Origin of the sequence: Streptomyces tibetensis (genome assembly GCF_040647715.1) — a bacterium.
GTDB classification, from domain to species: domain Bacteria; phylum Actinomycetota; class Actinomycetes; order Streptomycetales; family Streptomycetaceae; genus Streptomyces; species Streptomyces tibetensis_A.
In genome coordinates this window covers 288,793-314,696 of sequence record NZ_JBEZCR010000010.1, presented here as the reverse complement: position 1 = coordinate 314,696, position 25,904 = coordinate 288,793, and the positions used below count along the sequence as shown (strand labels likewise).

Below are 25,904 nucleotides of genomic sequence, written 5' to 3'. Positions count from 1 at the left end.
GCGCCGGTCACGCAGGCACCGCCGTCCCGGGAAACCGGACCGACCGCGCAGCAGGGCACGAGGGCACCGGTACCGGCACCGGCCATCCTGCGGCCGTCAGGGCCGGGCACGGCGGCCGAGGCGCCCGTCACAGTGCGGACAGTGCGGCGGGGCGAGCCGCACGAGCATGCGGCCGGCGCCGGTGACATCCCCGCGGTTCTCGACCGCTGTCGCGCCCAGGTCCGGCCCGCCCTGGAGGAAGCCGTGGGGCGGCTGCACCCCTGGGTGGGCGAGATGGCCGCGTACTCCTTCGGCTGGTGCGAGGTCGGGGGCGCTCCGGCCGTGGCCTCCGGCGGCAAGGGCGTGCGGCAGGCGCTCGCGGTACTCGGCGCGGAGGCGGCCGGTGCGCCGGGCCGGGCCGGCGTGGCCGCGGCTGTCGCGGTGGAACTGGTGCACACCTTCTCCCTGTTGCACGACGACATCATGGACGGCGACGCGGACCGGCGACGCCGCCCGACCGTGTGGAGGGCCTACGGCACGGGGCCCGCGGTGCTGGCGGGCGACGCCCTGTTCGCCCTGGCCGTCGAGACGCTGGCCGCGCAGCCCGGTGGTGCCGCGGGCGTACGCACGCTCTCCGTGGCGCTGGGTGACCTGGTGCGCGGACAGGCGGACGACCTGCTGTTCGCCGACCGCCCGTGGACCGGCCCCGAGCGGGTTCGGCCCGATGAATACCGGGCGATGGCGGAGCACAAGACGGGCGCGCTGCTGGGCTGTGCGGCGGCGCTGGGTGCCGTGCTCGGCGGTGCCCGCCCCGAGACGGCCGCCGCCCTCGACCGGGCGGGCCGGCACCTGGGGGTCGCGTTCCAGATCGTCGACGACGTGCTGGGCATCTGGGGGGACCCCGATGTCACCGGTAAACCGGTACACGGTGATCTGCGCGAGCGGAAGAAGACGTTCCCGGTCCTGGTGGCGCTCGGCTCCCCGATGGGCGGCCGGATCGCCGCACTCCTGAAGTCGGGGGCGGCGACCGGCACGGCGGCCGCGCTCATCGAGGAGGCGGGCGGCCGTGCCGCGGCCCTGGCAGAGGCCCGCCGGCACCTCACCGCCGTCGAGACCTCACTCGCCGGAGCTCCGTTGGCGGCGGAGGCCGTCGGTGACCTGCGGTCGCTGCTGGAGTACCTGGTGCGGCGCGACGTCTGAACCGCCGACCGGATGCCTCGGTCGCACAGGGATGCCGGCAACCGCTTTGACCTCGGCCCCCTCGGCACGTCAGGGTTCGATACGGCGCGTTCCGCGACCCCGCGCCGGAAGGACGACCGCCATGATCGGCATGCCGGAGATCGAAGCCGCGGCCGGGCGCATCGCCGGGCACGTCGTGCGCACCCCGACCGTGGACAGCCCGGGGCTGTCGGCGCTGCTCGGCGCACCGGTCACCGTGAAACTCGAACTGCTGCAGCGCACCGGCTCGTTCAAGGCACGCGGGGCGGTGGCCAAGCTGTTGTCGCTGGGCGAGGCCGAACGGGCCGCCGGCGTCGTGGCGGTCAGCGGTGGCAACCACGGCATCGCCGTCGCGGTCATGGCCGCGGCCCTCGATGTGAAGGCCACGGTGGTGATGCCCCGCTCGGCGCCCGCCCGTGCCGTGGAGATCGCGGAGGAGGCCGGCGCGTCGGTGCGGCTGACCGACGACATGGACGGCGCGTTCGCGCTCATGACCCGGCTTCAGCAGGAGGGCCTGACCCTGGTCCATCCCTTCGACGACCCCGCGGTGATCGCGGGACAGGGCACGGTCGGGCTGGAGTTCGCCGCCGACGCCGGCGAACTCACGGACGTGCTGGTGAGCATCGGGGGCGGTGGCCTGATCGCCGGTGTCGCCGCCGCGCTGCGGGCGTGCCGGCCCGGCGTGCGGGTGTGGGGCGTGGAGACCGAGGGCGCCCAGGCCATGTCCGAGGCGCTGACGTCGGGCGGCCCGCGGCCGGTCGCCCTGTCGTCGATCGTCTCGACCCTCAGCGCCCCGTCCGTGTCACAGCTCACCTACGACCATGTCTCCGCCCTGGTCACCGAGGTCCTCGTGGTTCCGGACCGGGAGGCCGTGCAGGGCGTGCTGGATCTGGCCGGCCACGCCAAGGTGTGGGCCGAACCGGCAGCCGGCTGCCTGCTGCCCGCGGCCCGGCAGGTCCTGGAACGGGTCGGTGACGGGGCGCGGCTCGGTCTGGTGGTGTGCGGGGGCAACGCGACGACGGACGACGTGTTCGCCTGGGCGCACCGCTTCGGGCTGCGCTGACGTTCCGGTGCCTCCAGGGGAATCCCTCGCGAAATTCATCGGAGGGCTCCGAGTTCAGACGTTGTACACCTCCGCATTTACCGGCGGTTACCACCAGGCCGGGCCCGAATTCGCGAATCAGCGGGCCGCGGCGGTCGAATTCCTCGCACCCGCCGCGCCCGGGGCTGCCGAGGTGAGCCGCGCCCGGGCCCTCGAAAGACCCTCTTTCCTCGCACACTTGCTCGCACCCTTTGAACAAAAGACAGGAACGGACGCAGAGTTGCGATCCATTTGAACGCAGGCCGCCTCACTGCCCGTACTTCTGGAAAAGGTGAGAGCCAGGTTTCCAGCGAGGGATGGCCATGGGCAGGGCGCACGTCTCCACACACCAGTTCGTCGCCGGCCGGTACCGGCTGCTCGAGATCATTCACCGCGAGACCAACCGCATCTGCTGGTACGCCGAGGACACCGGGGCCGGCGAGATCTCCCGCCCCTGCCTCGTGACCCAGATCGGGCTTCCGGAGGACCCGCGCGGGGCCGAGCGCCGGGCCGCCGCCCGCCTGCTGCGCACGACCGAGAACATGGCACTGCTGTGCCCCGGCCGGATCGCCGCGGTCGTCGACGCCGTCGAGGAGGCCGGCGCCCTGTGGACGGTCAACGAGTGGATCGACGGCACCCCCCTCGGTGAGCTCCTCTCCGAGCAGGGCACGTTCAACTACGTACGCGCGGCGCGGATCGGCCTGGAGTTGCTCGACGTGCTGGACGCCGCGCACGCCGAGGGCATCACGCACGGCGAGCTCAGTCCCGGGCAGGTGTTCGTGCGCGAGGACCACTCGGTCGTCGTCACCGGCTTCGGCCTGGCGGGCGCGACGCTCGCTCCCCGGCTGACGGCACCCGCGTTCGCCTCCCCGGAGCAGGCCCGCGACCAGCGCATCGGCCCCGCGGCCGATCTGTGGGCACTGGGCGCGATCCTGTACACGACGGTCGAGGGGCGCCCGCCCTTCCGGGACCGGGGACGCCCGGAGAACACCCTGAAGGGCGTGGACCGGCTTCCGCTGCGCTCGCCGGTGCGCACCGGGCCGCTCACCCAGGTCGTGCAGGGTCTGCTGCGCAAGGACTCACGAGAGCGGCTGACCCGCCCGGTGGTGCGTGAGGCGCTGACCCGCGCCCTCAGCGAGGACCCCGATGCAGCCCTGGCCGCGGCACCGGCCCCCCGGCTGCGCGGCGCCTACGCCGCGGTGCGGACCGGCAGCCCGGCGTGGAGCAGACGCACCATGGTGGCGGGAACGGCCCTGGCCGTCGTCACCGTGGCGGTCGCCGTGCTCGCCGCGACCCAGGGCCTGCCCGGCACGGACGGCGACAGCGACGCGGCCGAATCGCCGGCCCGGCCGCCGGCCTCCGCCACCACTCCGGGCGAGGGCACCGGCGACGTCGGCGGCGAGCCGTCCGGGACGCCCAGCCCGCCCACGTCGCCCTCCCTCTCCCCCACACCCACCACGCCCTCCCCGCCGCCCGGGACCGGCCCCACACGCACCCCCTCGTCCCCGACGACGGCCCTGCCGCCCGGCTTCCAGCGCTACCGGGCGGCGGAGGGCTTCTCCGTCGCGCTCCCCAAGGGTTTCGAGCGCCTGGACACCGACCGTGACGGCGAGGTGTACCGGGTCGTCTTCGGCGCCGAGGACGACGACCGCACGCTGGCCGTCACCTACAGCGACCAGGCGGGCCCGGACCCCGTCGTCGTCTGGCGGGACGACGTCGAACCCAACCTCAAACAGGCGGACGGTTACGACCGGATCGGCGCGATCCGCGCGACGACGTACCAGGGCCGCAAGGCCGCCGACATGGAGTGGACCGCGTACGTCCACGGCACCCGGGTGCACACCTACGGCCGGGGGTTCCTGCTCGGTGGGGGCCGGAGCTTCTCGCTGCGCTGGACCACCCCGGACGCCGACTGGGACAAAGCCGTCAACCAGGAGGCGCTGCGCACCTTCTTCAAGACCTTCCGGCCGGCCTCAGACTGACCGGCGCGGGGCGCGCAGGGCGGTGAGGGGGCCGCCGTGCAACGGCGTGGTGCGCCACTGCGCTGTGAGGCCCCCATCCGCGAGGGAGCAGATCAGCGCCAGGCGGTGCGGGGTCTCCAGGAACACCACGTCCACGGCCAGCGTGCCGCCGTCGGTCCAGCCGCCGCTCACCGCGGTCGGGAGGGGTTCCTCGGTGACCGTCCAGTCCTCCCCCGCGATACGCACGTCGAGCCGGTCCGGCCGGTCCGGCCGGTGCCCCTTTCCGGTGAGGGTGAGCGTCCAGCCGTCGGTGTCCCGGGTGAGCCCGGCGGAGCGGACCGGTCCGGCCGCCACGGAGGGAGTGAACGCGGCGGCCGCCCAGTCACGCTCCCGGTCAGGGGGTGCGGGACGGCCCGGGGCGGGCGGCAGCGCGAGCCGGCCGAGACGCTCCCGCAGCTCCGCGTCGGCGGCCTCGCGGCCGGTCAGCGGCTCGGGACCGAAGGCGGGCAGCAGATGTTTCCAGACCAGGTTCAGGTACTCCTGCATCCGCTCGGTCGCCGAGGTCGCGGCGATCACCACGTCGTACTCCGGCAGCACAAGGCAGAACTGGCCGAACGCGCCGTCGCCCCGGTAGCCGTGCCGGGACGTCCAGAACTGGTAGCCGTAGCCCCGGTCCCAGTCCTGCCGGTCCCCGTCTCCCATGGCTCCGGCGGTCGGTGTGCGCGGGTGCGAGGCCCGGGCCGCCCATCCTGCGGGCAGCAGCCGCTCGCCCTGCCAGAGCCCGTCGCGCAGATACAGCTGCCCGAGCCGGGCGATCGCGTCGGTGGTGGCGTGCAGGCCGCTGAAGCCGAGCTCACGGCCGGTGCGGTCGCGTAGCCAGGCCACCTCACCGAGGCCCAGCGGATCGAGCAGTCGCGGCCGCAGGTACGCGGTGAGCGGCTGCCCCGTCACCCGCTGGACGATCGCGGCGAGCGTGTAGGTGGCGGGCTGGTTGTAGGCGAAGACGGTGCCCGGGTCGGCGTCAGGGGGCAGCAGCAGGAACTGCCGGACGGGCTCGGAGACGCCCCGGCCGAAGGCCTCGTCGACGGTGTCCCGCCGGTGGCCGCTCGCCATGGACGCCACGTGCCGTACGAGCATGGCCCGGCTGCGCGGGTCGGTGATGTCGGCCTCCAACTCCGGGAAGTACGAGGTCACGGGCGCGTCGAAGTCGAGCAGGCCCTCGGCCTCGGCCCATGCCGCGGCGGTCGCGGTGAAGCTCTTGCTGAGCGAGTACAGCAGGTGGGGACGTTCGGCGGTGTACGGCGCCCACCAGCCGGAGGCCACCAGGTGCCCGTGCCGCATGATCATGAGGCTGTGCGGCTCGATCTCGGGGGCGGCTTCGAGGGCGTCGAGAAAGGCGTGCACGCCGAAGGCGTCGACCCCTTGTGCGGCGGGGCTGGACGAGGGCAGGGCGGAAGCGCTCATGCATGCATCCTGCACCCGTCGGCGAGCTTGATCGAGTAGTTTTCAAGTCCGCTGTCAGGGGACTCGCCGGTTATGGTGCAAATCGGATACACGATGATGACCGAACAGGCCGGCCCCCGAGAGCTCGTGGACCACGTGGTGCGGGCCGAGGAGGCGGGCTTCGACTTCTCGGTGACCTCCGACCATTACTTCCCGTGGCTGCGCTCGCAGGGCCATTCGCCCTACGCGTGGGCCGTGCTCGGTGCGGCGGCCCAGGCCACGTCACGTATCCCGCTGATGACGTATGTGACGTGTCCGACGTTCCGCTACCACCCGGCCGTGGTGGCGCAGAAGGCCGCCACGTTGCAATTGCTGTCCGAGGGCCGGTTCCGGCTGGGGCTGGGGTCGGGCGAGAACCTCAACGAGCACGTGGTGGGCGGCGGCTGGCCGTCCGTCGACGTGCGGCACGAGATGTTCGAGGAGGCCGTGGAGATCATCCGGGCCCTCTTCGAGGGCGGCCACGTCAACCATCGCGGCACGCACTTCGACGTGGAGTCGGCCCGGCTGTGGGACCTGCCGGACGAGGCGCCGCCCATCGGCATCGCCGTCTCCGGGGAACGGTCCTGCGAACTCGCGGGCCGGCTCGGCGACCTGGTCATCGCCACCGAACCCAAGGCCGGGCTGCTGGAGTCGTTCGACCGGCACGGCGGCGAGGGCAAGCCCCGCGTCGGCCAGCTTCCGGTCTGCTACGACCCCGACCGGGACGCGGCCGTCAAGCGGGCGCACTCCCAGTTTCGCTGGTTCGGCAGCGGCTGGAAGGTCAACTCGGAGCTGCCGCACCCGGATTCCTTCGAGGCGGCGACCCAGTTCGTCACACCGGACGACGTCGCCGACGCCATCCCGTGCGGTGACGACCCGGAGGCTTTCGTCGAGGCCGTCCGCCCGTACGCCGAGGCGGGATTCACCGAGGTCGCCCTGGTCCAGATCGGCGGCGAGTCGCAGCCGGCGTACCTGGACTGGTCGGAGAAGACCCTGCTGCCCGCACTGCGGGACGCGTTCGGCTGACGCCTCGGCCGGCGCCTCCACCACTTGCCCGACGAGTTGAGCCCCCCGCCCCCGGGGGGCTCTTCTTCATGAACGCGTTTTCGGGCGGGCCGTGCGGGCCGGGGAACGGCAGGCGGGCCGTGTGGGCGGGGAACGGCGAGGTCAGAGGGTGCCGCTAGGCTTCCGTCCGCGCCTTGCGCCATCCGTTCCGCCTTGCTCAGGAGAGTCGCCCGTGACCGTAGCCATGACCCCGCCCGAGACGTCCCCCGCCGCCCCGGAGCCCGTGTCCGACCTGGTCGCGCGGGACGCGCGGGAGTTCGGGGCGTACGCCCGGACCGGAGGGTGGGCCTTCGGGCTGAAGGTGGCGCGCAGCGTGCGGCCCGGCGGACAGGGCGCGGACGAGACGCCGAAGGTGTCCGCGAAGGAGTTCGCGGAACTCGCCGGCTGCTCCCCGGAGCGGGTCATGCGCTACTACAAGGCGTGGGACCGGGCGGCGGACGACGGGATGGTCCCCCAGTTCGAGGCGCTGACGCCGGGTCAGGAAGTGGATCTGCCGGACGCCGACGTGTGGCTCAGCTACTACGTCTCCCGCAACAGCGCCACGTCCGAGCGCGGCACCGCCATCTCCGAGGCCGCCGAGGCGGAGGGCATCCGGCCCACGAAGGCGCTGGAGGTCGCGGAGAACCCCACCGCCCTGCGGGCCGCGATCCTCGCCGACCCGTCAACGGCCCGCGCGGCCCGCCAGGCCCTGCTGGACCGGGTCCGCGAGGACCCGGACCTGCAGTCGGAGCTGGCCCGCGACGTCGTGCGCACCGACGAGCTGAAGAAGGCCGTCGCCGGTGAGAGCAGGGCGGCCGACCGGATCGGATACGTGCGCCAGATCGCCGAGTCGGGGCAGATCAAGACGCCCGCCGGGCAGACCGTCGACGCGCCCGCCGACCTGCGTCAGGAGGCCGAGCGCCACCTGTCGCTCATCGACGAGCTGGACGAGGGCGAGGACGCCGGCGAGTGGGCCGCCGAGGCCTACGACACCATGAAGTCCCTCGTGGTCGAGGCCGTGGAAGCGGACGCGGGTCTGCGGGTGCAGGAGCGGCGCACGAAGTTCTACAGCAGCCTGCAGAAGGCGACGAAGGTGTTCGAGGAGCTGACCTTCGACGACGCCGAAGAGTTCTACGAGGACGACATGGTGCAGCGCCTGGAGGACCTCCAGCGGGCGGTCGCCGTCTGCATCGAGTCGCTGCGCGGTACCCGCGGGAATCACCCGGCCGGCTGAGCATTTCGGCGGAATCGGGGGTACTAGAGGGCTCTACGTCGGTTCTTCCCGGAGGCCCCCTCGTGAACTCGTTCGTCCACAAGACCCTGGTGGTGCAGCTCCAGGCGGGTGACACGGAACGTTTCTCCGTGCTCGCCCACCTGAGCTACGACGCCGCGGACCCGTTCGCCGTCACCGTGGTCTTCAGCCATGACGGCCGTGTCCTCGCCCGGTGGCAACTGGACCGCGAGATGCTCGGCGACGCGCTGCGCCGTCCGGTCGGGGTGGGCGACGTGCGGATGCGCCCGCAGTCGCGGGGGATGTGGCAGGAGCTGCGCATGGAGTTCTTCGGCGATGTGCGACCCGACGGTGGCCGGCACCACGCGGTGGTGTTCGGGTGGGCGCCGGGGTTCGCGGCGTTCCTGCGCGAGACCCACGAAGTGGTCCCGCCGGGCCGCGAGGAGGTCCATGTGGACGACTTCCTGGAGGGGGTCCTCGCCGGGGGCTGAATCGCGGCCGGCATGAGTAGGCGTACTCATGCCGGGGGCCTGACCGCGCCGCGACGATGGGCTCCCCCGAGAGGAGCCCGCCATGCCCGTCAGGTCCGACGTACGCCCGGGTCACCGGCCGTCGCTGCCCGCCGCCCTCGCCTGCGGTGTGCTCGTGCTGCTGATGCTGTCCGGATGGCACCCGCACGACCGCATGACCTGGTTCCTGGAGGTCGTCTGGGTCGTCGTGGGCCTGCCGCTGCTGGTACTGACCCGGCGGCGCTTCCCGCTCACCGGCCTGCTCTGCTGCCTGCTGGCCGCCCACGCCGTGGTGCTGATGGTGGGCGGCCATTACACGTACGCCGAGGTGCCGCTCGGCGACCGGGTCCGGGACGCCTTCGGCCTGGACCGCAATCCCTACGACCGGTTCGGCCACCTGATGCAGGGTTTCGTCCCGGCCGTGCTGGTGCGTGAGCTGCTGGTGCGCACCTCGCCGCTGCGCGGCAGCCGCTGGCTCGCGCCGCTGACCGTGTGCGCCTGCCTGGCCTTCAGCGCCGTTTTCGAAATGCTCGAGTGGGCCGCCGCCGTGGCCGGCGGGCACGCGGCGGACGCCTTCCTGGCCACGCAGGGCGATGTCTGGGACACGCAGTGGGACATGTGCTGCGCGCTGATCGGGGCGAGCGCGTCGCTGCTGCTGCTCAGCCGACTGCACGACCGGCAACTGGCCACGGTGCCGTCACCGCGAGGTGTGGCGGCGGCGGATCCACAGCGGCAGGACGAACCAGCACAGCAGGTACCAGCCGACCACGCCGGCGACGAGGTAGGGCACGAATCCGTCGTGCGTCGCCACGCGCAGGATCAGCAGCAGTGAGGCGGTCGTGGTGGCGAGCAGCAGCACGAGGCCGAGCAGGGTGAGCCGGGAGGCCATCTGCACCGCCTGGGGTTTGACGCGACGCCCGGAGACGAGGCGGTGCAGGGACACCGGCCCTATGAGCGCCCCGGTCGCGCAGGCGCCCAGCACGACCGTCACGAGGTAGATCGTCTGGTCGGTGTCGGAGAGTTCCGCGTACTTCTCGGTGAACACCACGGTGAGCAGGAAGCCGAACAGGATCTGGACGCCCATCTGCGCCACGCGGACCTCCTGGATGAGCTCCTGCCACATCCGGTCCGCTCTCTCCTCCTCCGTCTCGTTGCGCCCCCGGCGCATGGCCCCGCCCTCAGCCGCGTCCGCCACTGTTCCTCCTGGTGTGAGATCCGAGCCCTCCTCTTTCCCGGGTTCCCCGGAACGACTCCTCGTCCCGGGGACCGGCGGCGGTTTGAGCGATCAGGGGGCGGTTACACGGACGGCGCGAATGAAGCAGAGCCCGAGGAGGTCGTGGACGCATGTCCGGTACGCAGCTCACCGTGACGCTCAGCGGCGGAGGCACCGACGACGCACGAGCCGTCGTCCGGGCCCTGGAAGGCACGTTCGGGGCGCCGGACGAACTCCCCGCCGACGGCGGCGCGACGGTCCACACGGCGACCTTTGCCGGGGAGAGCGGGGCGGGGTCCGCCGGTGGTGACGCAGGGCCCTCCGGGCGGCTGTCCGCGCCGGTGACCGTCACCGTGCAGGGCAGCCCGGAGGCCGTACGGCGGGCGAGCGACACGCTCACCCGCGCCTTCACGGCACGCGACGACGGCGCCGCCTCCGGCGACCAGGAGCAGGAGAGGCAGCTGCTCCTGGAGCCGTGACAGCCGGCTTCACCAGCGGGATTCGACCTGGTCCTTGATACGCCGGTCGTACAGGTCGCGGATCGCCGCCAGAGTCTCACCGGGCAGCTCCGGGAGGCGGGCGGCGGCCGCGTTGGCCCGGGCCTGCTCGGGCGAGCGCGCGCCGGGGATCACGGTCGTGACGCCGGGCTGCTCGACGATCCAGCGCAGGGCCAGCTGGGCCGGGGTGTACCCCTCGGGTGCGAGTGCCGCGAACTCGGCGGCCGCCTCGACGCCGTTGGCGTAGTCGACACCGGAGAAGGTCTCGCCCTGGTCGAAGGCCTCGCCGTGGCGGTTGTAGGTGCGGTGGTCGTTGTCGGGGAAGACGGTCTCGCGGGTGTACTTGCCCGAGAGCAGGCCGGAGGCCAGCGGCACCCGGGCGATGATGCCGACGCCCGCCGCACGGGCGGCCGGGAGCACCTCACGCAGGGGCTTCATGCGGAACGGGTTGAGGATGATCTGCACGCTCGCGACGTTCGGCCGGGCGATCGCGGTCAGCGCCTCCCCACAGGTCTCGACACTGACGCCGTAGGCGGCGATCCGCTCCTCCTCGACGAGGGTGTCGAGGGCGTCGAACACCTCGTCCGTGGAGTAGACGGGGGTGGGCGGGCAGTGCAGCTGCACCAGGTCGATCCGGTCGACGCCGAGGTTGCGCCGGCTCCGGTCGTTCCACGCACGGAAGTTGTCGAGGACGTAGTTGGCGGGGATCTGGTCGACCCGGCGGCCCATCTTCGTGGCGACCATGACGTGCAGGTCCGGGCGCCCGCTGAGGAACGTGGCGATGGTCTGTTCGCTGCGGCCGTCGCCGTACACATCGGCGGTGTCGAAGAAGGTCACCCCGGCCTCGGCCGCCGCCTCCAGCACCGTGAGGGCTTCCTTGTCGTCGACGTCTCCCCAGTCGGCCCCCAGCTGCCAGGTGCCCAGACCGACGACGGAGGCGTGCTGACCCGACCTGTCGAATGTGCGCTCGTCCATGGGCGTCAGTCTGTCACCTGTCACGACACCGCGCGGAACCTGTCCCTCCGACCCGTCGAGCTCGCATAAATCACTCACACGAGTGAGATCATGCGACAGGAACACGTCACGTGCCAACGGGCCCCTAGCGTGACCTCCCATGACCACCGGTTCAGCGAGCAACCACCCGTCGGACACCTCGTCCTGGACGCGCCGGCGCCTCCTTCTCACCGCCGCCGCACTGGCCGCCGTATCCGGCCTGCCGGCTGATCCGGCGGCCGCCGCCGCGGAGCTGCCCGACTTCCCCGGGGACGTCGCGCTGTACCGCTCGGCGTACCGGAACTGGGTCGGCGAGATCACCGCCGACGGCCTGTGGGCCTGTGCGCCGGACGGCCCGGACCAGGTGGTCGCCGTCGTCAACTGGGCGTGGCTGCACGGGTGGCGGGTGCGTGCCCGGGGTGCTTCGCACGGTTGGTCGCCCCTGACGGTCACGGAGGGGACGCCGTCCGGAGCGCCGGTCCTCCTCGTCGACACCACGCCCCACCTCACCGGCCTGGCCCTGGACTCCCCCACCGCCGTGCGCGCCGGAACCGGCGTGACCACGGAGGACCTGCTGGCCTTCCTGGAGGGGCACGGCCTCGGTGTCACGGCCGCTCCCGCTCCCGGTGTGCTGACGCTGGGCGGTGCGCTCGCCGTCGACGCGCACGGCACCGCCGTACCCGCGCGGGGTGAACTACGGCCGCCCGGGCACACGTACGGCTCGCTCAGCAATCTGATCCTTTCCCTGACGGCGGTCGTATGGGACTCGGGGGTGGGCGCGTACGTGCTGCGCACGTTCCACCGCGACGAGGCGGACTGCGCCGCGCTGCTGACCCACCTCGGACGGTCCCTGGTCACCGAGGTGGTGCTGCGCGTCGGCGCGAACATGAACCTGCGGTGCGTGAGCCGCACGGACATCCCGGCCGCGGAGCTGTTCGCCGCGCCCGGCTCGGGCGCCGGGCGGACGTTCGCGAGCCACCTGGACGAGTCGGGCCGGGTCGAGGCGATCTGGTTCGCCTTCACCGAGCACCCGTGGCTGAAAGTGTGGAGCGTCTCCCCCACCCGGCCGCTCACCTCGCGGAAGGTGACGCGGCCGTACAACTACCCGTTCTCGGACAACATCCCGGGGCCGGTGGCGGAGCTGGTCGGCCGGATGACGTCGGACGCGGCCTGGTACCTCGCGCCGGCGCTCGGCACCGCCCAGTACGAGGCCGCGGCGCTGGGGCTGGTGACGACGCTGTCCGCCGACCTGTGGGGGCCGTCCAAGAACACGCTGCTGTATCTGAAGCCGAGCACGCTGCGGGTGCACGCCGACGGTTACGCGGTCCTCACCTCGCGGGACCGGGTGCAGCGGATCGTCTCCGAGTTCGCCGCCTTCTACCGCGAGCGGCTGACGGAGTACGCCGCCCGGGGCAGCTTCCCGGTCAACGGCTCGGTGGAGATCCGGGTGACCGGCCTGGACGACCCGGGCGACGTGGGGGTGTCCGGGGCCCGCCCGCCGCTGCTGTCGGCACTCCGGCCGCCCGAGGAGCACCCCGAGTGGGACACGGCCGTGTGGCTGGACGTTCTGACGCTGCCGGGCACGTCGGACGCGGCGGCGTTCCTGCGCGAGATCGAGCGGTTCCTCCTGCGCACGTTCGACGGCGGTTTCGCGCTCACCCGGGTGGAGTGGTCCAAGGGGTGGGCGTACACGGACGACGGGGTGTGGAGCGACGAGGACGTGCTGGGCGGCGTCGTCCCGGCGGCGGTCGGCCACGCCGCGTGGGCGGAGGCGGACGGCGTGCTGGACCGGCTCGACCCGCACCGCGTGTACGGCAACGCGTTCCTGGACCGGCTGTTCGGCTAGGGCGCGAGGTGGGCCTGGACGGTCGGGGCGTACCGGTCCACCAGGGCGTCGACGGTGCTCGCCCTCAGTTCGGTGCCGCGGGCGATGCCGTACATCACGCCGAGGCCGAGCAGGGTGGCCACGGCCAGTTCGGCGCGCAGGGCCGCGTCGGGGCCGGTGAGCCGGGCGGTGAGCCGGTCGGTCACCTGGGTGCGGAAGTTGGCGCGCAGGATGTCGCCCTGCTCGCCGTGCAGGGGGGCGAACACGATCCGCAGCAGCGGGTCGGCGCCCTGCTCGGACTGGCTGACCAGGACGTGCCGGACCATGTGCGGGCCGAGGTCGTCGAGCGGCGCGGCGAGCAGCGCTTCGGCGTCGGACTCGAAGGACATGACCCGGGCGAACAGCGTGTCCTTGTTGCCGAAGTACTTCAGGATCAGCGGCGGGCTCACGCCGGCGCGGTCGGCGACGGCCTTGAGGGTGATGTCGCCGTGCGCATGCCGGGCCAGCAGGTACCGGGCCGCTTTCAGGATGGCCGTCCTGGTCGACTCGGCGTCCCTGCGGCCGGGTGCGGGCGTGACGGGTGGAGTGCTCACGGCAGTCATGCTCCCTCCATCGCCCCGTCTCGCGCGCCCGTGGTGCGAACCCGGGTCCGATCCGGGCCGTCGGTGGCGTCCTGGTCGGCGTCGCCGGGGATGCACAGCGCCGTCGCGGCGGCCACGAGGGCGACCGCTCCGGCCATCGCGAACGCCAGCAGGTAGCCGTGCAGGGTGGGCACCGGGATACCGCCGACCGGGCTGGTGTGGTGCACCAGGACGGCGGCCACGGCGGCGCTGGAGCCGGCCTGTCCGATGGTGCGCATCAGGACGTTGACGCCGTTGGCGGAGGCGGTCTGCTCGGGCGGTACGGCGCGCAGGATGAGGGTGGGCAGCGCCGAGTAGGCCAGGGTGGTGCCGGTCGCGACGATCGTGGCACCCGCGATGATCATCCACAGCTCACGGCTGTCGGCGATGCGCACGGCGTACCCGGCGGCGATGACCGTCGCCCCGAGGGCCAGGGTGATGCGGGGCCCGCGGGCGGCGGAGATGCGGGCGGAGACGGGCGACAGCAGCAGCATGACGATACCGCTGGGCAGCAGGCACAGTCCGGTGGCGACGATGGACAGCCCGAGCCCGTACCCGGTGGCCTCGGGCGCCTGCACCAGCTGGGCGGTGACGAGCGTGTTGGCGTAGAAGGCGAACCCGGCGAGCAGCGCGGCCACGTGGGAGAGGCCGACCCGGGGCCTACCCGCCAGGCGCAGGTCCACCAGCGGCCGCTCGGCCCGCAGCTGCTGCCACGACCAGAGCGCGAGCACGACGAGGGCGGCGGCGAACAGGCCCACGACGCGCTCGCTGCCCCATCCCCACTGCCCGCCCTGCGACACTCCGAGCAGCAGGCAGACCAGCCCGGTGGCCAGCCCGATCGTGCCCGGTACGTCGAAGCGGCCGGGCTCGCGCACCGGTGACTCGCGCACCGCCCACCAGACCGAGGTCACACCCGCGGCGCCGAGGGCGCTGGTGACCCAGAACATGGTGTGCCAGTTCGCGTACTGCACGATCACCGCGGCCAGCGGCAGCCCGAGCGCGGCGCCGATGCCGACGGTGGAACTCATCAGTGCCACGGCCGATCCCCGGCGTTCCGGCGGCAGCTCGTCCCGCAGGATGCTGATGGACAGCGGAACGACCGCGGCAGCGGCGCCGGACAGGGTGCGGGCGGCGATGAGCACGGCGATGTCGGAGGTCAGGGCGCACAGGACCGACCCGGCGGTCATCAGCCCGAGGGCCGCCATGAGCACCCGCCGCTTGCCGTACATGTCGCCGGCCCGGCCCAGGACCGGCGTGAGGACGGCACCGGACAGCAGCGTGGCCGTCACCATCCAGGAGACCGTGCCCGCGGACGCGCCGGTGATCCGGGGGAGGTCGGGCAGCAGGGGCACGACCACGGTCTGCATGACCGCCATGAGGATGCCGCCGAACGCGAGCGCAGGGACGGTGAGCCGTTCCCGCAGGGTGTTCGCACCGGGCTGCTCGAGTATCACGGGTGTCTGGTCCATGGGCGCTCCTGCGGGCGGCGCGCCGGGCGGAGGCGCGGGTGAATTGCTATTCACCATAGCTGGTGAATAGCAATTCACCCAACTCATGATTACCCAACGTTAGACTTCCGGAGACGCAGAGTAGCAGCGCGGGTGCGACGTCGCCCCGACTGCCGAATCACGCCAGTTTCGCGGCGTGACGCGCACCACGAACCACAAGCCGCACGAGCAGAAAACATCCGCCACAGCATCGTTCGCTGGCGGAATTTCCCCTTCCGCACCTTCGCCTGACCCCCGTAGAGCAAGATCATCTTCGTTCAACCTTGCACGACATAAGGGGAATTGCCCGGATCGCAGCCAACCGGCTCGCGTGGATTTCTCCCGGTAGTGGGCGGGCCGGTAGGCATGCGGGGTCATCAGCCGAACCCACCCAGGAGGTCCGCATGCCGGAACTCAGCCGTCGCAGCGCGCTCACCGCCGCGGCCGTCCTCGCCACGAGCGCGGGGGCGTTGTCAGCCGCCACCCCGTCCTCGGCCGCCGGGCACCACGACTCCCCCGGAACCTTCGACGAGATCTACAAGGGGCGCCGGATACAGGGCCGTCCGTCCGCCGGGTCCGGTCACCACGGCCATCACGGCGGGGGATACGCGGTGTTCGTCGACGGGGTGGAGCTGCACGTGATGCGCAACGCCGACGGCAGCTGGATCAGCGTCGTCAGCCACTACGACCCCGTCGCCACCCCGCGCGCCGCCGCCCGCGCCGCGGTGGACGAGCTGCAGGGTGCGCCCCTGCTGCCCTTCCCCGCCAACTGACCGACCACGCACGGCATCTGGAGCACCCGCACATGGCAGTCCGCAAGAACCAGTCCACCCTGACCCCCGACGAGAAGCGGCGTTTCGTCGCCGCGCTGCTGGAGCTGAAGCGCAGCGGCCGCTACGACGAGTTCGTCACGACGCACAACTCGTTCATCGTCTCCGACACCGACAACGGCGAGCGCACCGGCCACCGCTCACCGTCCTTCCTGCCCTGGCACCGAAGATTCCTCCTGGAGTTCGAGCGGGCACTGCAGTCGGTGGACGCGTCGGTGACGCTTCCCTACTGGGACTGGACGGTCGACCGAACGCCGCGCGCCTCGCTGTGGGCGCCCGACTTCCTCGGCGGCACCGGGCGGGAGCGGGACGGCCGGGTGACGGACGGGCCGTTCTCCGCGTCCGGCGGGAACTGGCCGGTCAACGTGCGGGTCGACGGCCGTACGTTCCTGCGGCGCTCCCTGGGCTCCGGGACGCGCGGGCTGCCGACGCGGGCCGAGGTCGAGTCGGTGCTGGCGATGTCCACGTACGACATGGCGCCCTGGAACAGCGGCTCGGACGGCTTCCGCAACCACCTCGAAGGGTGGCGGGGTGTCAATCTGCACAACCGCGTCCACGTCTGGGTCGGCGGGCAGATGGCCACCGGGGTCTCGCCGAACGACCCGGTGTTCTGGCTGCACCACGCGTTCATCGACAAGCTCTGGGCGGAGTGGCAGCGCCGCCACCCCGGCTCGGGCTATCTGCCCACCGCGGGGACGCCGGACGTCATCGACCTGAACGAGACGATGCGGCCCTGGCACGACATGAGCCCGGCGGATCTGCTGGACCACACCCGGTTCTACACCTTCGACGTCTGATCAGACGCTCGCGCCCGTGCGGCACTCCGGGTGGCCCCAGCCGCCGTCGTTCTTGGCGATGGGCTCGCCGGCCGCGTAGGAGCGGCCGCACTGGCAGCGGCCGGGGAACTTGGCCTTGATGGTGCGCGAGGAGCCCTTGCCGGCCGCGGCCTTGGCCGTGCGGGCCGCGCCGCCGCGCGGGCGGGAGCGCGGGGTCTTCGCCGGGGTGTCCGGGGAGGGCGGCGGCTCGGGGGATCCGAGGGCGCTGCCCGCGGGCTCCTGGACGACGGCGGCCTGACTGGCGGCGCGGTCGGCGAAGTCGTTGAGCCGGTCACCGTCCACCTGGTGGGCGGGGACGTAGCGGAACTCGACCGAGCGCCCGTCCAGGAGCTCGTCGATGCGCACGACGAGGTCCTGGTTGGCGACCGGCTTACCGGCGGAGGTCTTCCAGCCGTTGCGCTTCCAGCCCGGCAGCCAGGTGGTGACGGCCTTCATCGCGTACTGCGAGTCCATCCGGACCTCGAGCGGCACGTCCGGGTCGGTGGCCGCCAGCAGTCGCTCCAGCGCGGTGAGTTCGGCGACGTTGTTGGTGGCCTTGCCGAGCGGCCCCGCCTCCCACCGCTCCGGCGTCTCGGAAGCGTCGGCGACGACCCAGGCCCAGCCCGCGGGCCCGGGATTTCCCTTGGAAGCCCCGTCACACGCGGCCACAACACGTTCACGCATGCGCTCGATCATGCCATGACCGCGGGGGCCGTCCGGCCAGGAGGTCCGGGAGGCTAGGCCACGTCGGTCAGCTTCGGCATCTCTCCTTCGGTCGTCGTGGTGTCGATCACCGAGAAGCCCGCGCCCTGCGGGTCGCTGACGGCCGCGAACCGGCCGAACGGCGTGGTCATGGGGCCGAACCGCAGCACGCCGCCCAGCTCGGTGGCCTTCGCCACGGCCTCGTCGCAGTCCTCGACGGTGAAGTAGACGTTGATGTAAGGCTGCACCTCCGGCGGGAACTCCTCGCCCATCCTCATCCGGCCCAGCACGGTGCGCTCGCCCAGGTCGTAGACGCGGAAGCCCATCCCGCCGTCCTCCATGTCGCGCTGCCGGTAGGAGAACACGGCGGGGAAGAACGCGTCGGACTTCTCCGGCTCGCGGGTGAAGACCTCCGCCCAGGTGTACGCGCCGGGTTCGGCCATCGCCTGGAAGCCCTCGTGGGTGCCGGCCTGCCAGACGCCGAAGACGACTCCACCGGGATCGCGGGCCAGACACATGGTGCCGAAGTCGGCGACCTGCATCGGTTCCATCAGCACCTCGCCACCGTGGTCACGGATCCGGGCGGCGGTGGCGGCGGCGTCCTGGGACGCGAAGTACAGGCACCACTGCGACAGGCCCTCCTGGCCCGGCATCGGCGGAACGACGGCGGCGACCGCCTTGCCGTTCACGGAGGCCTGCGTGTAATTGCCGAACTCCGCCGCAGCCTCGGCGAAGGTCCAGCCCAGGAGGTCCCCGTAGAAACGCTTGGCCCCTTCGAGATCACCGAACATCGCGTCGGCCCAGCAAGGGGCTCCTTCAGGTTGTACGGCCATGGCCACGGCCCTTCCCCAGGAGTGGAATCGTCCGTTTCCTCACGCTAGTCACCCGGGCTCGGACGCGCGCGTCGAGCGGGCCTTCGCCGCGCACGTCTTCCCCCCGGCGCGCGGTTGTGCTTGCCTGAGTGCCGTTTCGGTGGCCGGGGCGGGAGTTGCCGTATGCGCAAGCCGTGGGTCGTGGGGGTACTGCTGGCCGGGGTGCTCCTCGGCGGGTGCGGAGATCCCGCGTCCGCACCCGAGGAGCCTGCGCCGGCCGCACCGAGCGCGTCGGCCACCACCACCCACCAGCGCGCCCCCGCCTCCCCCGGCCCGGAGCCCGAACGGGCGCCCACGGTGCTGTACCTCGGTGACTCGCTGGCGATGGAAGGCCAGAAGGTGCTGGGCGAGGAGTTACGCCGGGACCTGAAGGCGAAGTACACCGGTGCCCCGTACTCCGGCACCACCCTGTGCGACTACCTGGAGGGCACGGCCGACCGCTCCCTGGTACCGGCCGCCGACAAGGCCGCCGCGCTGGTGCGCAGGCTGCGGCCCGACATCGTGGTCCTGCAGTTCTGGGGGAACTCCTGGGGCTACACGCCGTGCATGGACGGCATCACCTACGACAAGTCCCCGGCCCGCTACTTCACCCGCTACGACGCCGACGCGCGCCGCCTCACGGAGCAGATCCACGCGGCCGGGGACGACGACCGCCCGCGGATCGTGTGGGTGTCGCAGGGCCCGGATCCGATCACCCCCGAGCGGATCCGGCGCGTCAACGCGGTGTACGAGAAGCGAGCCGCCGCCTCGGGCGACCTCGTGGCGGATGCCGGGAAGACGGTGAGCCCGGCCACCGGCCGCTCCACCTGGACGCAGTACCTGCCGTGCACCGCCTACGAGCGCACCCACCCCGGCTTCTGCACCCAGCCCCGCCGCGACCGTACTGCCCTGCACCGCGACGACGACTACCTGCACTTCTGCCTGGCCCCTACGACGTCCAGGCCGAAGCCCTGCCCGGTCCGCTCCCCCGGGATCCTGCGCATCGCCCGGGAGATCACCAAAACCGTTCGACAGGCTGCGCGTTGAACGCTCGAATGGGCGGCATGGGTACGGTGCGCATGCATGAGGACGAGCTGGACATCGACGTCTCACTCGTCGGCCGGCTGATCGCCGGACAGTTCCCGCGGTGGGCCGGGCTGCCGTTGCGGCGGCTGGAGTCCTCGGGGACGGAGAACGCCATGTTCCGCCTCGGCGCGGACAAGGTCGTACGGCTGCCCCGGCACCCCCGTGCCGTGGAGGCCATCGCACACGAGCTGCGCTGGCTGCCCCGGCTGGGCCCGGCCCTGCCCGTCGCCGCGCCCGAAGCCCTCGGGCGGGGCGAGCCCGGGGACGACTTCCCCTGGCCCTGGTCGGTGTACGGCTGGCTGGACGGCTGCAACCCGGTGCCCGGCGCGCTCGAGGAACCCACGCTGCTCGCCGAGGATCTGGCGGCGTATGTCACGGCCCTGCGCCGTGTCGACGCCTCGGAAGGGCCGCCGGGTCACCGGGGAGTGCCGTTGGCGACCCGGGGCGCCCTCATGCGGGAGGCCCTCGCGCAGCTCGCGGGCCGGGTGGACACCGCCGTGGTGACGAAGGTGTGGGAGGAGGCCCTGAGCGCTCCGGAGCACACCGGGCCGCCGGTCTGGGCCCACGGCGACCTGATGGCCGGGAACCTGCTGGTCACCGGCGGACGGCTGAGCGCCGTGATCGACTACGGGACGGTGGGGGTCGGGGACCCCGCCGTCGACCTCATCGGGACGTGGTGCCTGCTGCCGGCGGCGGCCCGCGAGGTGTTCCGTGAGGCGGTGGGCGCCGGCGAGGCCGAATGGGCGCGGGCCCGGGGCTGGGCCCTTTCGATCGCGGTCATCGCCCTGCCGTACTACTGGGACACGAACCCGCCGGTCGCGGCGAACTCCCGCCGGGTGATCGGGGAGATCGCGGCCGAGGCGGTGTAGGGGCGGAGCCGGCCGGATGCGGGACGGCTCCGCCCTTGTACAGGGCCGTCACCCGCCCGCGTACGCCTGGTCCAGGGCAGCGATGTCGAACTTGCCCATCGCCATGAACGCCTGGGTGACGCGGGCGGCCTTGGCCGGGTCCGGGTCGGTGATCATCTCGTCGAGCCGGTCGGGGACGACCTGCCAGGACACGCCGAACCGGTCCTTGAGCCAGCCGCAGGGGCCGGGCTCGCCGCCGTTCTCGGTGAGCCTGTTCCAGTAGTAGTCGATCTCCTCCTGGTTCTCGCAGAAGATCATGAAGGAGACCGCCTCGCTGAACGTGAACTGGGGTCCGCCGTTGAGGCCCAGGAACCGGTGTCCGTTGGCCGTGAACTCGACGGTCATCACGCTTCCGGCGGGCTGCGGCGCTCCCTCGGGGTAGCGGGCGACCTTGCCGATGCTGGAGTTCTTGAAGACCGAGACGTAGAAGTGGGCGGCCTCCTCGGCCTGGCCGTCGAACCAGAGGCATGTGGTGAATCCGTCGGTGCTCATGAGTCCTCCCGGGTGCGTGGAACGCTGTCACCACTGTCGACCGGCGCTCCCCCCGGAACTCATCGGCCGGGCGGCCGGCAATTCAGTCGGCCGTGACACCGTTCGGAACCGGCATCACCTGCGGGTGGGTGATGTACGGGCGTTCTTCCGCCAGTTGGGCGGGACGGGCTGAGCGGGCGGCCTCTGCCGGTAGCGGATCTGCCGAGGGCAGAGAAACCGTTCGCGGGCATCGCCCGAGGTCAACAGTGGAGTCGACGGCACATCCCCGACACGTCGGGCGGCACCTGTCGCCGCCTACGAGGAGAACCGATGACTCCACTCATGACGCTCGCCCCGCGGGCGGAGGAGGGCGACACCCCTCCGACCCGTTTCGACGACCATCTGGCCGCCCAGCTGCTCGCACAGCGCATCGTGCTGCTGGGCACCCAGGTCGACGAGGTCTCCGCCAACCGGGTCTGCTCCCAGCTGCTCATCCTGTCCGCGGAGGACGCCCACACCGACATCAGCCTGTACATCAACAGCCCGGGTGGCGGCGTGCACGCGGGCCTCGCCATCTACGACACGATGCGGCTCATCCCGAACGACGTCTCCACGCTGGCCATGGGCTTCGCGGCCAGCATGGGCCAGTTCCTGCTGAGCGTCGGCGCACCGGGCAAGCGCTACGCCCTGCCGAACGCGCGGATCATGATGCACCAGCCGTCGGCGGGCATCGGCGGCACCACCGCCGACATCGAGATCCAGGCGGAGAACCTGGAGTTCACCAAGCGGACCATCGAGCGGATCACCGCCGAGCACACCGGTCAGAGCCCGGAGACCATCTCCCGCGACGGCGACCGGGACCGCTGGTTCACGGCGGAGGAGGCCAGGGAGTACGGCATCGTGGACCGGGTCGTGGAGTCCCTCGCGGACGTCCGCCCGGCGGCCACCCGGCGCAGGATGGGGCTGCAGTGATGGGTACGTACACGATCCCGAACGTCGTCGAGCGCACTCCGCAGGGCGAGCGGTCCTACGACGTGTTCAGCCGGCTGCTGTCCGAGCGGATCATCTTCCTCGGCACCGAGATCGACGACGGCGTCGCCAACGTCGTCATCGCCCAGCTCCTCCACCTGGAGTCGTCGTCGCCGGAGAGCGAGATCGCGATCTACCTCAACTCTCCGGGCGGCTCGTTCACTTCGCTCATGGCCATCTACGACACCATGACGTTCGTGCAGGCACCGATCTCCACGTTCTGCGTCGGGCAGGCGGCGTCCACGGCGGCCGTGCTGCTGGCCGGCGGGGACCCGGGGCGGCGGTTCGTGCTGGAGCACTCCCGGGTACTGCTCGGGCAGCCGGCGACCGGGGGGCAGCGCGGCATGGTGTCCGATCTGGCGCTCCAGGCCAAGGAGATGGTGCGGATCCGCTCCCAGGTCGAGGAGGTGCTGGCGCGCCACACCCACCACGACGTGGCGACCCTGCGGGCCGACATGGACCGTGACAAGGTGTTCACCGCCCGGGAGGCGGTGGGCTACGGGCTGGCCGACGAGGTGCTCAGCCGGCGCCTCGCGAGGGTCTGAGGCGCCGGCCGGTACGGCTCAGGCCGCCAGGCACATTCCGTCGTGCGACGAGCCCGCCGTACCGTGGCGACCGCCGCCCGCGTAACGCGAGCTGAGACGCGTCAGCTCGCCCTGCGCCCTGGTCAGCAGGTCGCCGAGGCTCAGCCCGAGGGCGTGGGCGGCGGCCGCGAGGACCTCCGAGGAGGCCTCCTTGCGGCCCCGCTCCACCTCAGAGAGGTAGGGCATGGAGATCCGCGCCTCGTCGGCGACGTCCTTCAGCGTGCGCTCCTGCGTGAGGCGTTCGCGGCGCAGGACGTCACCCACCAGGTCCCGCCACAGCGGTTCCTTCGCGGCCGGGGCGGGGGGTGCCTGGCGCGGCGGCGGGCCGGCGGGGCGAGCGCCGTGCGGGCGCAGCGGAATGACTCGGGCTTCGTTCGGCAGGTGGTTGCTCACTGCTCCAGCCTAGGAATCCCGGCCGCCGGGGGAAGGGCACGGCGTTCCGCTCTGGGTGGAATCACCGCGGCCATGACCGGGGCGGAGGATGGAGGGTTACATTCCGCCCTATTTCGCCCATGGAAAAATCAGGGGGCATGGTGCGCGCCGACCCGGGTACCCGCAACTCGGGAGTACCTAGGCAGATGTCCGCCGTGACGTTCGTGGGAGAGGTAATGGAGACCGCCGTGATCCGGTCGAAGGCACAGATCGTCGAAGAGAACGCCGAGGCCAGCGCGGGCGACGGAGCACTGCCGGGAGTCGTGGACCCCCGGTCTGTGGCTCCGCGGGACGCCAGGCAGCTGTCCCGCCAGTTCTTCCAGCGCCTGACGGAACTCGAAGAGGGAACGCACGAGTACCAGTACGCGCGCAACACCCTGATCGAGATGAACATGTCGCTCGTGCGCTTCGCCGCCGGCCGGTTCCGCGGCCGCGGGGACGACATGGAGGACATCGTCCAGACCGGCATGATCGGCCTGATCAAGGCCATCGACCGGTTCGAGCTCTCGCGCGAGGTCGAGTTCACGTCCTTCGCCCTGCCGTACATCGTCGGCGAGATCAAGCGGTTCTTCCGGGACACGACGTGGGCGGTGCACGTGCCCCGGCGGCTGCAGGAGCTGCGCGTCGAGCTGGCCAAGGCCCGTGAGGAGCTCGCCAGCCGGTTGGACCGTGAACCGACGGTCGCCGAGCTGGCCACCCTGATGAACATCTCCGAGCGTGAGGTCGTGGAGGGGCAGATCGCGGCGAACGGGTACAACTCGTCGTCGCTGGACGCCGCGCTGACCGGGGACGGCCCGGAGGGCGGCGAAGCGGTCCTGGCCGACTTCATCGGTGTGGAGGAGGACGGGCTGCGGCTCGTCGAGGACTTCCACTCGCTCGCCCCGCTCATGGCGGAGCTGAGCGAGCGCGACCGGCAGATCATCCACATGCGGTTCGTGGAGGAGGCCACACAGGCGGAGATCGGTGAGCAGCTCGGCTGCTCGCAGATGCACGTCTCCCGACTGATCAAGCGGATCATCACACGACTGCGCGAGGGCATGCTGGGCGAGCTGGGCTGCGCCTGACAGAGCCGTCCGACCAGCGGGTGCCGTCCCCCCCATGCGGGAGTGGGGCGGCACCCGCGAGTGCTGTCCGGGCCGGGTCCTTGGATGAGGGTTCGTCGACGAGTGGACGAGTGGTCGCCGACGGGGTGAAAACCATGCGTGCCGTCCGGGTGACGCAACTCACCCGGACGGTTCACCCCCCGGTTCCGCCGGAGAGCGGCAGGACGGCGCGTACCCGCTTGCCCACCGGCACCCGTTCCACGCTGACCTGCTCCGCGAGCGCGTGGACGATCTCCAGGCCGTGCCGGCCGATGCGCTCGGGGTTGCGAGGGAAGATGCGGGGCAGTGCGGAGCTGCTGTCGTAGACCGACACCGTCACCGCGGCGTCGGTACCGACCAGCTCCAGGATGTACGGCCCGTTGCTGTGCCGGTCGGCGTTGGTGATCAGCTCGCTCACCACCAGCAGTACGGCACCGTCGACCCGCTCGTCGATACGCGCGCACCACTCGGTCCTGAGCTGGTCGAGAAAGAGCGCGGCGAAGGACCGCGCCTCGGCGATGCATCCCTGCTCGCCGGTGTAGTGTGCCGCCCGCATCAGCGGTTCCACGGGCACGTCGAAACCAGTCGGTATCACTGCCCCGTCCAGGTAGTCGATCATTCTTTTCTCTCCGGGAAGCCGGACTGGCCGGACGCTCTGCACCAGTGCTCGTACCCCGGGCCCGGCTTCACAGTCCTGACAGATTCTCCCCCATTCGATGACGCGGGCATCGTCCCCCCTTCACAGGGCACCCGGAAGGAATATCAGGACCGGCCGAGGGCGGCCGGGCAGGATCGCCGGAGGTGCACGGTGGCCTGGTGGACATGGCTGGTCGTGGTGATCGCGGCGCTCGCCGCCGTCGCGGCGGTGACGCTCGCCGTGCAGGCGGGGCGACGCTCGGGGACCGTCATCGCGGTCCGGCGCAGGCCCGGCGGGAAGGGCCTGCGATGAACGAGCTGCTGGCCGCGCGCAGTCTGACGACTCTCCCGGTGGTCACCCTGGGCGGCGACGCCGTCGCGCAGATCAAGGACACCGTCTTCGACGCCGCCGCCGGTCGGATCACCGGTTTCACGCTCAGCGGGCGCGGCCTGCTGAGCGGGCCTCTGAAGCAGAGCCTGCCGTGGTCGGCGGTGCACGCGCTGGGCCCGTACGCGGTCATGGTCCAGGACGCGTCGGCGCTGCAGGACACCACCACCGTGGTGGCCCGGCGCGAGGCCCGGCAGGGACGGGTCCTGCACGCGAAGGTGCTGACCGACGAGGGCGCCGAGGTGGGCACGGTGCTCGACGTGATCGTCGAGGGCGGCACCAGCGGCAGGGTCGTCGGATTCCGGATCGCCGCGGCCAAGGCGCTGGTGCAGGGCTCCAGACGCCGTCGGCACCGGGTCTACGTGCCGCGCGGCGAAACGCTCGCCGTCTCGGGCCGTGCCCTGGTCATCCCGGCCGACGCCACCCGCTACGTCGCCGACGACCTGCCGGCCTTCGTCGCCCGGGTCGGGGCCTTCCAGGCCGGGCAAGAGGGATCGGCGCCGTGATGCTGTTCTCCGAGGCGCGGGGCCTGCCGGTGCTGACACTGACCGAGGCGAAGGACATCGGCGCGCTGAGATCGCTGACGGTCGACGCCGTCTCCGGTGTGGTCACGCACGTCCGGGTGCGGGGCAGGCACTCCCGCAAGGAGACCGTGCTGGCCTGGGGCGCCCTGCACGCCATCGGCCCGGACGCGGTACTGGTCCGCACGACCGCGGAACCGGCCGAGGTGCCGCCGCACCACGAGCTGCCGGGCCTCAGGGTCCTCACCGAGACGGGCGACACGCTCGGCACGGTCCAGGACGTCGCCTTCGAACCGGAGACGGGCCGCGTCGAGGCGGTCGTCACGGCTCACGGTGACCTGCCGGGCGACCGGCTGCTCGGACTCGGTGACTACGCCTTGGTGGTACGCGCCGCTTGAGTGGGCCGGGCCGCCTTGGTACGCGCCGCTT

28 protein-coding genes and 1 pseudogene are annotated in these 25,904 nt (G+C 72.0%); 19 read left to right on the top strand and 10 right to left on the bottom strand.

The window, feature by feature from the left end:
* Positions 1 to 141 precede the first annotated feature (141 nt).
* The 3 genes from AB0B29_RS26940 (at position 142) to AB0B29_RS26930 (ending at position 4,260) form a co-directional block, all read left to right on the top strand.
* The gene (locus tag AB0B29_RS26940) at positions 142 to 1,179 is read left to right on the top strand and encodes a polyprenyl synthetase family protein (protein ID WP_362244043.1); all 1,038 of its coding nucleotides are present in this window, start codon (positions 142 to 144) and stop codon (positions 1,177 to 1,179) included.
* A gap of 121 nt (positions 1,180 to 1,300) precedes the next feature.
* Positions 1,301 to 2,260: a threonine/serine dehydratase gene (locus AB0B29_RS26935; RefSeq protein ID WP_362244042.1), complete on the top strand. Its 960-nt coding sequence runs from the start codon at positions 1,301 to 1,303 to the stop codon at positions 2,258 to 2,260.
* A 341-nt stretch (positions 2,261 to 2,601) separates the two neighbouring features.
* Entirely contained in the window at positions 2,602 to 4,260 is a 1,659-nt protein-coding gene (locus AB0B29_RS26930; protein WP_362244041.1) for a serine/threonine-protein kinase, read from the top strand.
* On the opposite strand, the gene AB0B29_RS26925 is transcribed toward AB0B29_RS26930, so the two are convergent.
* Positions 4,252 to 5,703 carry a serine hydrolase domain-containing protein gene (locus AB0B29_RS26925; RefSeq protein WP_362244040.1) on the bottom strand — a complete coding sequence of 484 codons (1,452 nt, stop codon included), beginning with the start codon at positions 5,701 to 5,703 and terminating at the stop codon, positions 4,252 to 4,254. The two genes, AB0B29_RS26930 and AB0B29_RS26925, sit on opposite strands and share 9 nt — an antisense overlap.
* Before the next feature lie 72 nt (positions 5,704 to 5,775).
* Here AB0B29_RS26925 and AB0B29_RS26920 point away from each other — a divergent pair, with 72 nt between their 5' ends.
* The 4 genes and pseudogenes from AB0B29_RS26920 to AB0B29_RS26905 all read left to right on the top strand — a co-directional run.
* The gene (locus AB0B29_RS26920; RefSeq protein WP_362244039.1) at positions 5,776 to 6,747 is read left to right on the top strand and encodes an LLM class F420-dependent oxidoreductase; all 972 of its coding nucleotides are present in this window, start codon (positions 5,776 to 5,778) and stop codon (positions 6,745 to 6,747) included.
* Positions 6,748 to 6,970: 223 nt separating this feature from the next.
* Positions 6,971 to 7,999, top strand: coding sequence for a hypothetical protein (locus AB0B29_RS26915; protein WP_436845885.1), 1,029 nt, complete (start codon positions 6,971 to 6,973; stop codon positions 7,997 to 7,999).
* A 62-nt stretch (positions 8,000 to 8,061) separates the two neighbouring features.
* Complete coding sequence (locus AB0B29_RS26910) at positions 8,062 to 8,487, top strand: SsgA family sporulation/cell division regulator (protein WP_362244037.1); 426 nt, start codon at positions 8,062 to 8,064, stop codon at positions 8,485 to 8,487.
* Between the two features lie 82 nt (positions 8,488 to 8,569).
* Positions 8,570 to 9,202, top strand: a pseudogene (locus AB0B29_RS26905) (DUF2238 domain-containing protein); the annotation flags it as partial.
* Here AB0B29_RS26905 and AB0B29_RS26900 read toward each other — a convergent pair.
* Positions 9,203 to 9,700 carry a DUF6328 family protein gene (locus AB0B29_RS26900; protein ID WP_362244036.1) on the bottom strand — a complete coding sequence of 166 codons (498 nt, stop codon included), beginning with the start codon at positions 9,698 to 9,700 and terminating at the stop codon, positions 9,203 to 9,205.
* Between the two features lie 149 nt (positions 9,701 to 9,849).
* Here AB0B29_RS26900 and AB0B29_RS26895 point away from each other — a divergent pair, with 149 nt between their 5' ends.
* On the top strand, positions 9,850 to 10,197 hold the full coding sequence (locus AB0B29_RS26895) for a hypothetical protein (RefSeq protein ID WP_362244035.1): 348 nt from the start codon (positions 9,850 to 9,852) through the stop codon (positions 10,195 to 10,197).
* A 9-nt stretch (positions 10,198 to 10,206) separates the two neighbouring features.
* Here AB0B29_RS26895 and AB0B29_RS26890 read toward each other — a convergent pair whose 3' ends face one another.
* Positions 10,207 to 11,190, bottom strand: coding sequence for an aldo/keto reductase (locus AB0B29_RS26890; RefSeq protein ID WP_362244034.1), 984 nt, complete (start codon positions 11,188 to 11,190; stop codon positions 10,207 to 10,209).
* A gap of 139 nt (positions 11,191 to 11,329) precedes the next feature.
* Between AB0B29_RS26890 and AB0B29_RS26885 the strand changes: the two genes are divergently transcribed.
* A complete protein-coding gene (locus tag AB0B29_RS26885; RefSeq protein ID WP_362244033.1) occupies positions 11,330 to 13,054 on the top strand; it encodes a cholesterol oxidase substrate-binding domain-containing protein in 1,725 nt (574 codons plus the stop codon).
* On the opposite strand, the gene AB0B29_RS26880 is transcribed toward AB0B29_RS26885, so the two are convergent.
* Together AB0B29_RS26880 and AB0B29_RS26875 are read right to left on the bottom strand one after the other, a co-directional pair.
* Positions 13,051 to 13,635, bottom strand: a complete 585-nt coding sequence (locus AB0B29_RS26880) for a TetR family transcriptional regulator (protein WP_362244032.1) — start codon at positions 13,633 to 13,635, stop codon at positions 13,051 to 13,053. The genes AB0B29_RS26885 and AB0B29_RS26880 overlap by 4 nt on opposite strands.
* Positions 13,632 to 15,122, bottom strand: a complete 1,491-nt coding sequence (locus AB0B29_RS26875; protein WP_362244031.1) for an MFS transporter — start codon at positions 15,120 to 15,122, stop codon at positions 13,632 to 13,634. The genes AB0B29_RS26880 and AB0B29_RS26875 overlap by 4 nt, the downstream gene beginning before the upstream one ends.
* A gap of 422 nt (positions 15,123 to 15,544) precedes the next feature.
* Here AB0B29_RS26875 and melC1 point away from each other — a divergent pair, with 422 nt between their 5' ends.
* Both melC1 and melC2 read left to right on the top strand, forming a co-directional pair.
* Complete coding sequence (gene melC1, locus AB0B29_RS26870; RefSeq protein ID WP_362244030.1) at positions 15,545 to 15,913, top strand: apotyrosinase chaperone MelC1; 369 nt, start codon at positions 15,545 to 15,547, stop codon at positions 15,911 to 15,913.
* Positions 15,914 to 15,945: 32 nt separating this feature from the next.
* Positions 15,946 to 16,767 (top strand): tyrosinase MelC2, encoded by an 822-nt coding sequence (melC2, locus tag AB0B29_RS26865; RefSeq protein WP_362244029.1) that lies wholly within the window; start codon positions 15,946 to 15,948, stop codon positions 16,765 to 16,767.
* Here the strand turns inward: melC2 and AB0B29_RS26860 are convergent, their stop codons facing one another.
* Positions 16,768 to 17,481 carry a ribonuclease H family protein gene (locus AB0B29_RS26860; RefSeq protein ID WP_362244028.1) on the bottom strand — a complete coding sequence of 238 codons (714 nt, stop codon included), beginning with the start codon at positions 17,479 to 17,481 and terminating at the stop codon, positions 16,768 to 16,770.
* Positions 17,482 to 17,522: 41 nt separating this feature from the next.
* Positions 17,523 to 18,320 (bottom strand): VOC family protein, encoded by a 798-nt coding sequence (locus AB0B29_RS26855; RefSeq protein WP_362244027.1) that lies wholly within the window; start codon positions 18,318 to 18,320, stop codon positions 17,523 to 17,525.
* A gap of 162 nt (positions 18,321 to 18,482) precedes the next feature.
* Between AB0B29_RS26855 and AB0B29_RS26850 the strand changes: the two genes are divergently transcribed.
* The gene (locus tag AB0B29_RS26850; protein WP_362244026.1) at positions 18,483 to 19,385 is read left to right on the top strand and encodes an SGNH/GDSL hydrolase family protein; all 903 of its coding nucleotides are present in this window, start codon (positions 18,483 to 18,485) and stop codon (positions 19,383 to 19,385) included.
* Positions 19,386 to 19,402: 17 nt separating this feature from the next.
* A complete protein-coding gene (locus AB0B29_RS26845) occupies positions 19,403 to 20,293 on the top strand; it encodes an aminoglycoside phosphotransferase family protein (RefSeq protein ID WP_362244025.1) in 891 nt (296 codons plus the stop codon).
* Positions 20,294 to 20,341: 48 nt separating this feature from the next.
* Here AB0B29_RS26845 and AB0B29_RS26840 read toward each other — a convergent pair whose 3' ends face one another.
* Positions 20,342 to 20,824 carry a VOC family protein gene (locus AB0B29_RS26840; protein WP_362244024.1) on the bottom strand — a complete coding sequence of 161 codons (483 nt, stop codon included), beginning with the start codon at positions 20,822 to 20,824 and terminating at the stop codon, positions 20,342 to 20,344.
* A 309-nt stretch (positions 20,825 to 21,133) separates the two neighbouring features.
* Here AB0B29_RS26840 and AB0B29_RS26835 point away from each other — a divergent pair, with 309 nt between their 5' ends.
* Positions 21,134 to 21,775, top strand: coding sequence for an ATP-dependent Clp protease proteolytic subunit (locus tag AB0B29_RS26835; RefSeq protein ID WP_362244023.1), 642 nt, complete (start codon positions 21,134 to 21,136; stop codon positions 21,773 to 21,775).
* Positions 21,775 to 22,377, top strand: coding sequence for a ClpP family protease (locus tag AB0B29_RS26830; protein ID WP_362244022.1), 603 nt, complete (start codon positions 21,775 to 21,777; stop codon positions 22,375 to 22,377). The genes AB0B29_RS26835 and AB0B29_RS26830 overlap by 1 nt, the downstream gene beginning before the upstream one ends.
* 18 nt (positions 22,378 to 22,395) lie before the next feature.
* Here the strand turns inward: AB0B29_RS26830 and AB0B29_RS26825 are convergent, their stop codons facing one another.
* The gene (locus AB0B29_RS26825; RefSeq protein WP_362244021.1) at positions 22,396 to 22,809 is read right to left on the bottom strand and encodes a helix-turn-helix domain-containing protein; all 414 of its coding nucleotides are present in this window, start codon (positions 22,807 to 22,809) and stop codon (positions 22,396 to 22,398) included.
* A 215-nt stretch (positions 22,810 to 23,024) separates the two neighbouring features.
* Here AB0B29_RS26825 and AB0B29_RS26820 point away from each other — a divergent pair, with 215 nt between their 5' ends.
* Positions 23,025 to 23,912 (top strand): RNA polymerase sigma factor SigF, encoded by an 888-nt coding sequence (locus tag AB0B29_RS26820; RefSeq protein ID WP_362244098.1) that lies wholly within the window; start codon positions 23,025 to 23,027, stop codon positions 23,910 to 23,912.
* Positions 23,913 to 24,084: 172 nt separating this feature from the next.
* Here the strand turns inward: AB0B29_RS26820 and AB0B29_RS26815 are convergent, their stop codons facing one another.
* Positions 24,085 to 24,549, bottom strand: a complete 465-nt coding sequence (locus AB0B29_RS26815; RefSeq protein ID WP_362244020.1) for an ATP-binding protein — start codon at positions 24,547 to 24,549, stop codon at positions 24,085 to 24,087.
* A gap of 189 nt (positions 24,550 to 24,738) precedes the next feature.
* Between AB0B29_RS26815 and AB0B29_RS26810 the strand changes: the two genes are divergently transcribed.
* The 3 genes from AB0B29_RS26810 to AB0B29_RS26800 are packed head-to-tail and all read left to right on the top strand — an operon-like array spanning position 24,739 to position 25,873.
* Positions 24,739 to 24,879, top strand: a complete 141-nt coding sequence (locus AB0B29_RS26810) for a hypothetical protein (RefSeq protein WP_362244019.1) — start codon at positions 24,739 to 24,741, stop codon at positions 24,877 to 24,879.
* Positions 24,876 to 25,460, top strand: coding sequence for a PRC-barrel domain-containing protein (locus AB0B29_RS26805; protein WP_362244018.1), 585 nt, complete (start codon positions 24,876 to 24,878; stop codon positions 25,458 to 25,460). The genes AB0B29_RS26810 and AB0B29_RS26805 overlap by 4 nt, the downstream gene beginning before the upstream one ends.
* Positions 25,457 to 25,873 (top strand): PRC-barrel domain-containing protein, encoded by a 417-nt coding sequence (locus tag AB0B29_RS26800; RefSeq protein ID WP_362244017.1) that lies wholly within the window; start codon positions 25,457 to 25,459, stop codon positions 25,871 to 25,873. The genes AB0B29_RS26805 and AB0B29_RS26800 overlap by 4 nt, the downstream gene beginning before the upstream one ends.
* Positions 25,874 to 25,904: the final 31 nt, after the last annotated feature.

What these genes read in the sequence shown, in the direction of transcription:
- AB0B29_RS26930 (WP_362244041.1), top strand. Translation starts at nt 2,602, where the DNA reads ATGGGCAGGGCGCACGTCTCCACACACCAGTTCGTCGCCGGCCGGTAC.
- AB0B29_RS26820 (WP_362244098.1), top strand. Translation starts at nt 23,025, where the DNA reads ATGGAGACCGCCGTGATCCGGTCGAAGGCACAGATCGTCGAAGAGAAC.
- AB0B29_RS26890 (WP_362244034.1), bottom strand. Translation starts at nt 11,190, where the DNA reads ATGGACGAGCGCACATTCGACAGGTCGGGTCAGCACGCCTCCGTCGTC.
- AB0B29_RS26830 (WP_362244022.1), top strand. Translation starts at nt 21,775, where the DNA reads ATGGGTACGTACACGATCCCGAACGTCGTCGAGCGCACTCCGCAGGGC.
- AB0B29_RS26845 (WP_362244025.1), top strand. Translation starts at nt 19,403, where the DNA reads ATGGGTACGGTGCGCATGCATGAGGACGAGCTGGACATCGACGTCTCA.
- AB0B29_RS26875 (WP_362244031.1), bottom strand. Translation starts at nt 15,122, where the DNA reads ATGGACCAGACACCCGTGATACTCGAGCAGCCCGGTGCGAACACCCTG.
- AB0B29_RS26860 (WP_362244028.1), bottom strand. Translation starts at nt 17,481, where the DNA reads ATGATCGAGCGCATGCGTGAACGTGTTGTGGCCGCGTGTGACGGGGCT.
- AB0B29_RS26840 (WP_362244024.1), bottom strand. Translation starts at nt 20,824, where the DNA reads ATGAGCACCGACGGATTCACCACATGCCTCTGGTTCGACGGCCAGGCC.
- AB0B29_RS26935 (WP_362244042.1), top strand. Translation starts at nt 1,301, where the DNA reads ATGATCGGCATGCCGGAGATCGAAGCCGCGGCCGGGCGCATCGCCGGG.
- AB0B29_RS26885 (WP_362244033.1), top strand. Translation starts at nt 11,330, where the DNA reads ATGACCACCGGTTCAGCGAGCAACCACCCGTCGGACACCTCGTCCTGG.
- AB0B29_RS26835 (WP_362244023.1), top strand. Translation starts at nt 21,134, where the DNA reads ATGACTCCACTCATGACGCTCGCCCCGCGGGCGGAGGAGGGCGACACC.
- AB0B29_RS26925 (WP_362244040.1), bottom strand. Translation starts at nt 5,703, where the DNA reads ATGAGCGCTTCCGCCCTGCCCTCGTCCAGCCCCGCCGCACAAGGGGTC.
- melC1 (WP_362244030.1), top strand. Translation starts at nt 15,545, where the DNA reads ATGCCGGAACTCAGCCGTCGCAGCGCGCTCACCGCCGCGGCCGTCCTC.
- AB0B29_RS26895 (WP_362244035.1), top strand. Translation starts at nt 9,850, where the DNA reads ATGTCCGGTACGCAGCTCACCGTGACGCTCAGCGGCGGAGGCACCGAC.
- AB0B29_RS26805 (WP_362244018.1), top strand. Translation starts at nt 24,876, where the DNA reads ATGAACGAGCTGCTGGCCGCGCGCAGTCTGACGACTCTCCCGGTGGTC.
- AB0B29_RS26815 (WP_362244020.1), bottom strand. Translation starts at nt 24,549, where the DNA reads ATGATCGACTACCTGGACGGGGCAGTGATACCGACTGGTTTCGACGTG.
- melC2 (WP_362244029.1), top strand. Translation starts at nt 15,946, where the DNA reads ATGGCAGTCCGCAAGAACCAGTCCACCCTGACCCCCGACGAGAAGCGG.
- AB0B29_RS26880 (WP_362244032.1), bottom strand. Translation starts at nt 13,635, where the DNA reads ATGACTGCCGTGAGCACTCCACCCGTCACGCCCGCACCCGGCCGCAGG.
- AB0B29_RS26855 (WP_362244027.1), bottom strand. Translation starts at nt 18,320, where the DNA reads ATGGCCGTACAACCTGAAGGAGCCCCTTGCTGGGCCGACGCGATGTTC.
- AB0B29_RS26920 (WP_362244039.1), top strand. Translation starts at nt 5,776, where the DNA reads ATGGTGCAAATCGGATACACGATGATGACCGAACAGGCCGGCCCCCGA.
- AB0B29_RS26850 (WP_362244026.1), top strand. Translation starts at nt 18,483, where the DNA reads ATGCGCAAGCCGTGGGTCGTGGGGGTACTGCTGGCCGGGGTGCTCCTC.
- AB0B29_RS26915 (WP_436845885.1), top strand. Translation starts at nt 6,971, where the DNA reads ATGACCCCGCCCGAGACGTCCCCCGCCGCCCCGGAGCCCGTGTCCGAC.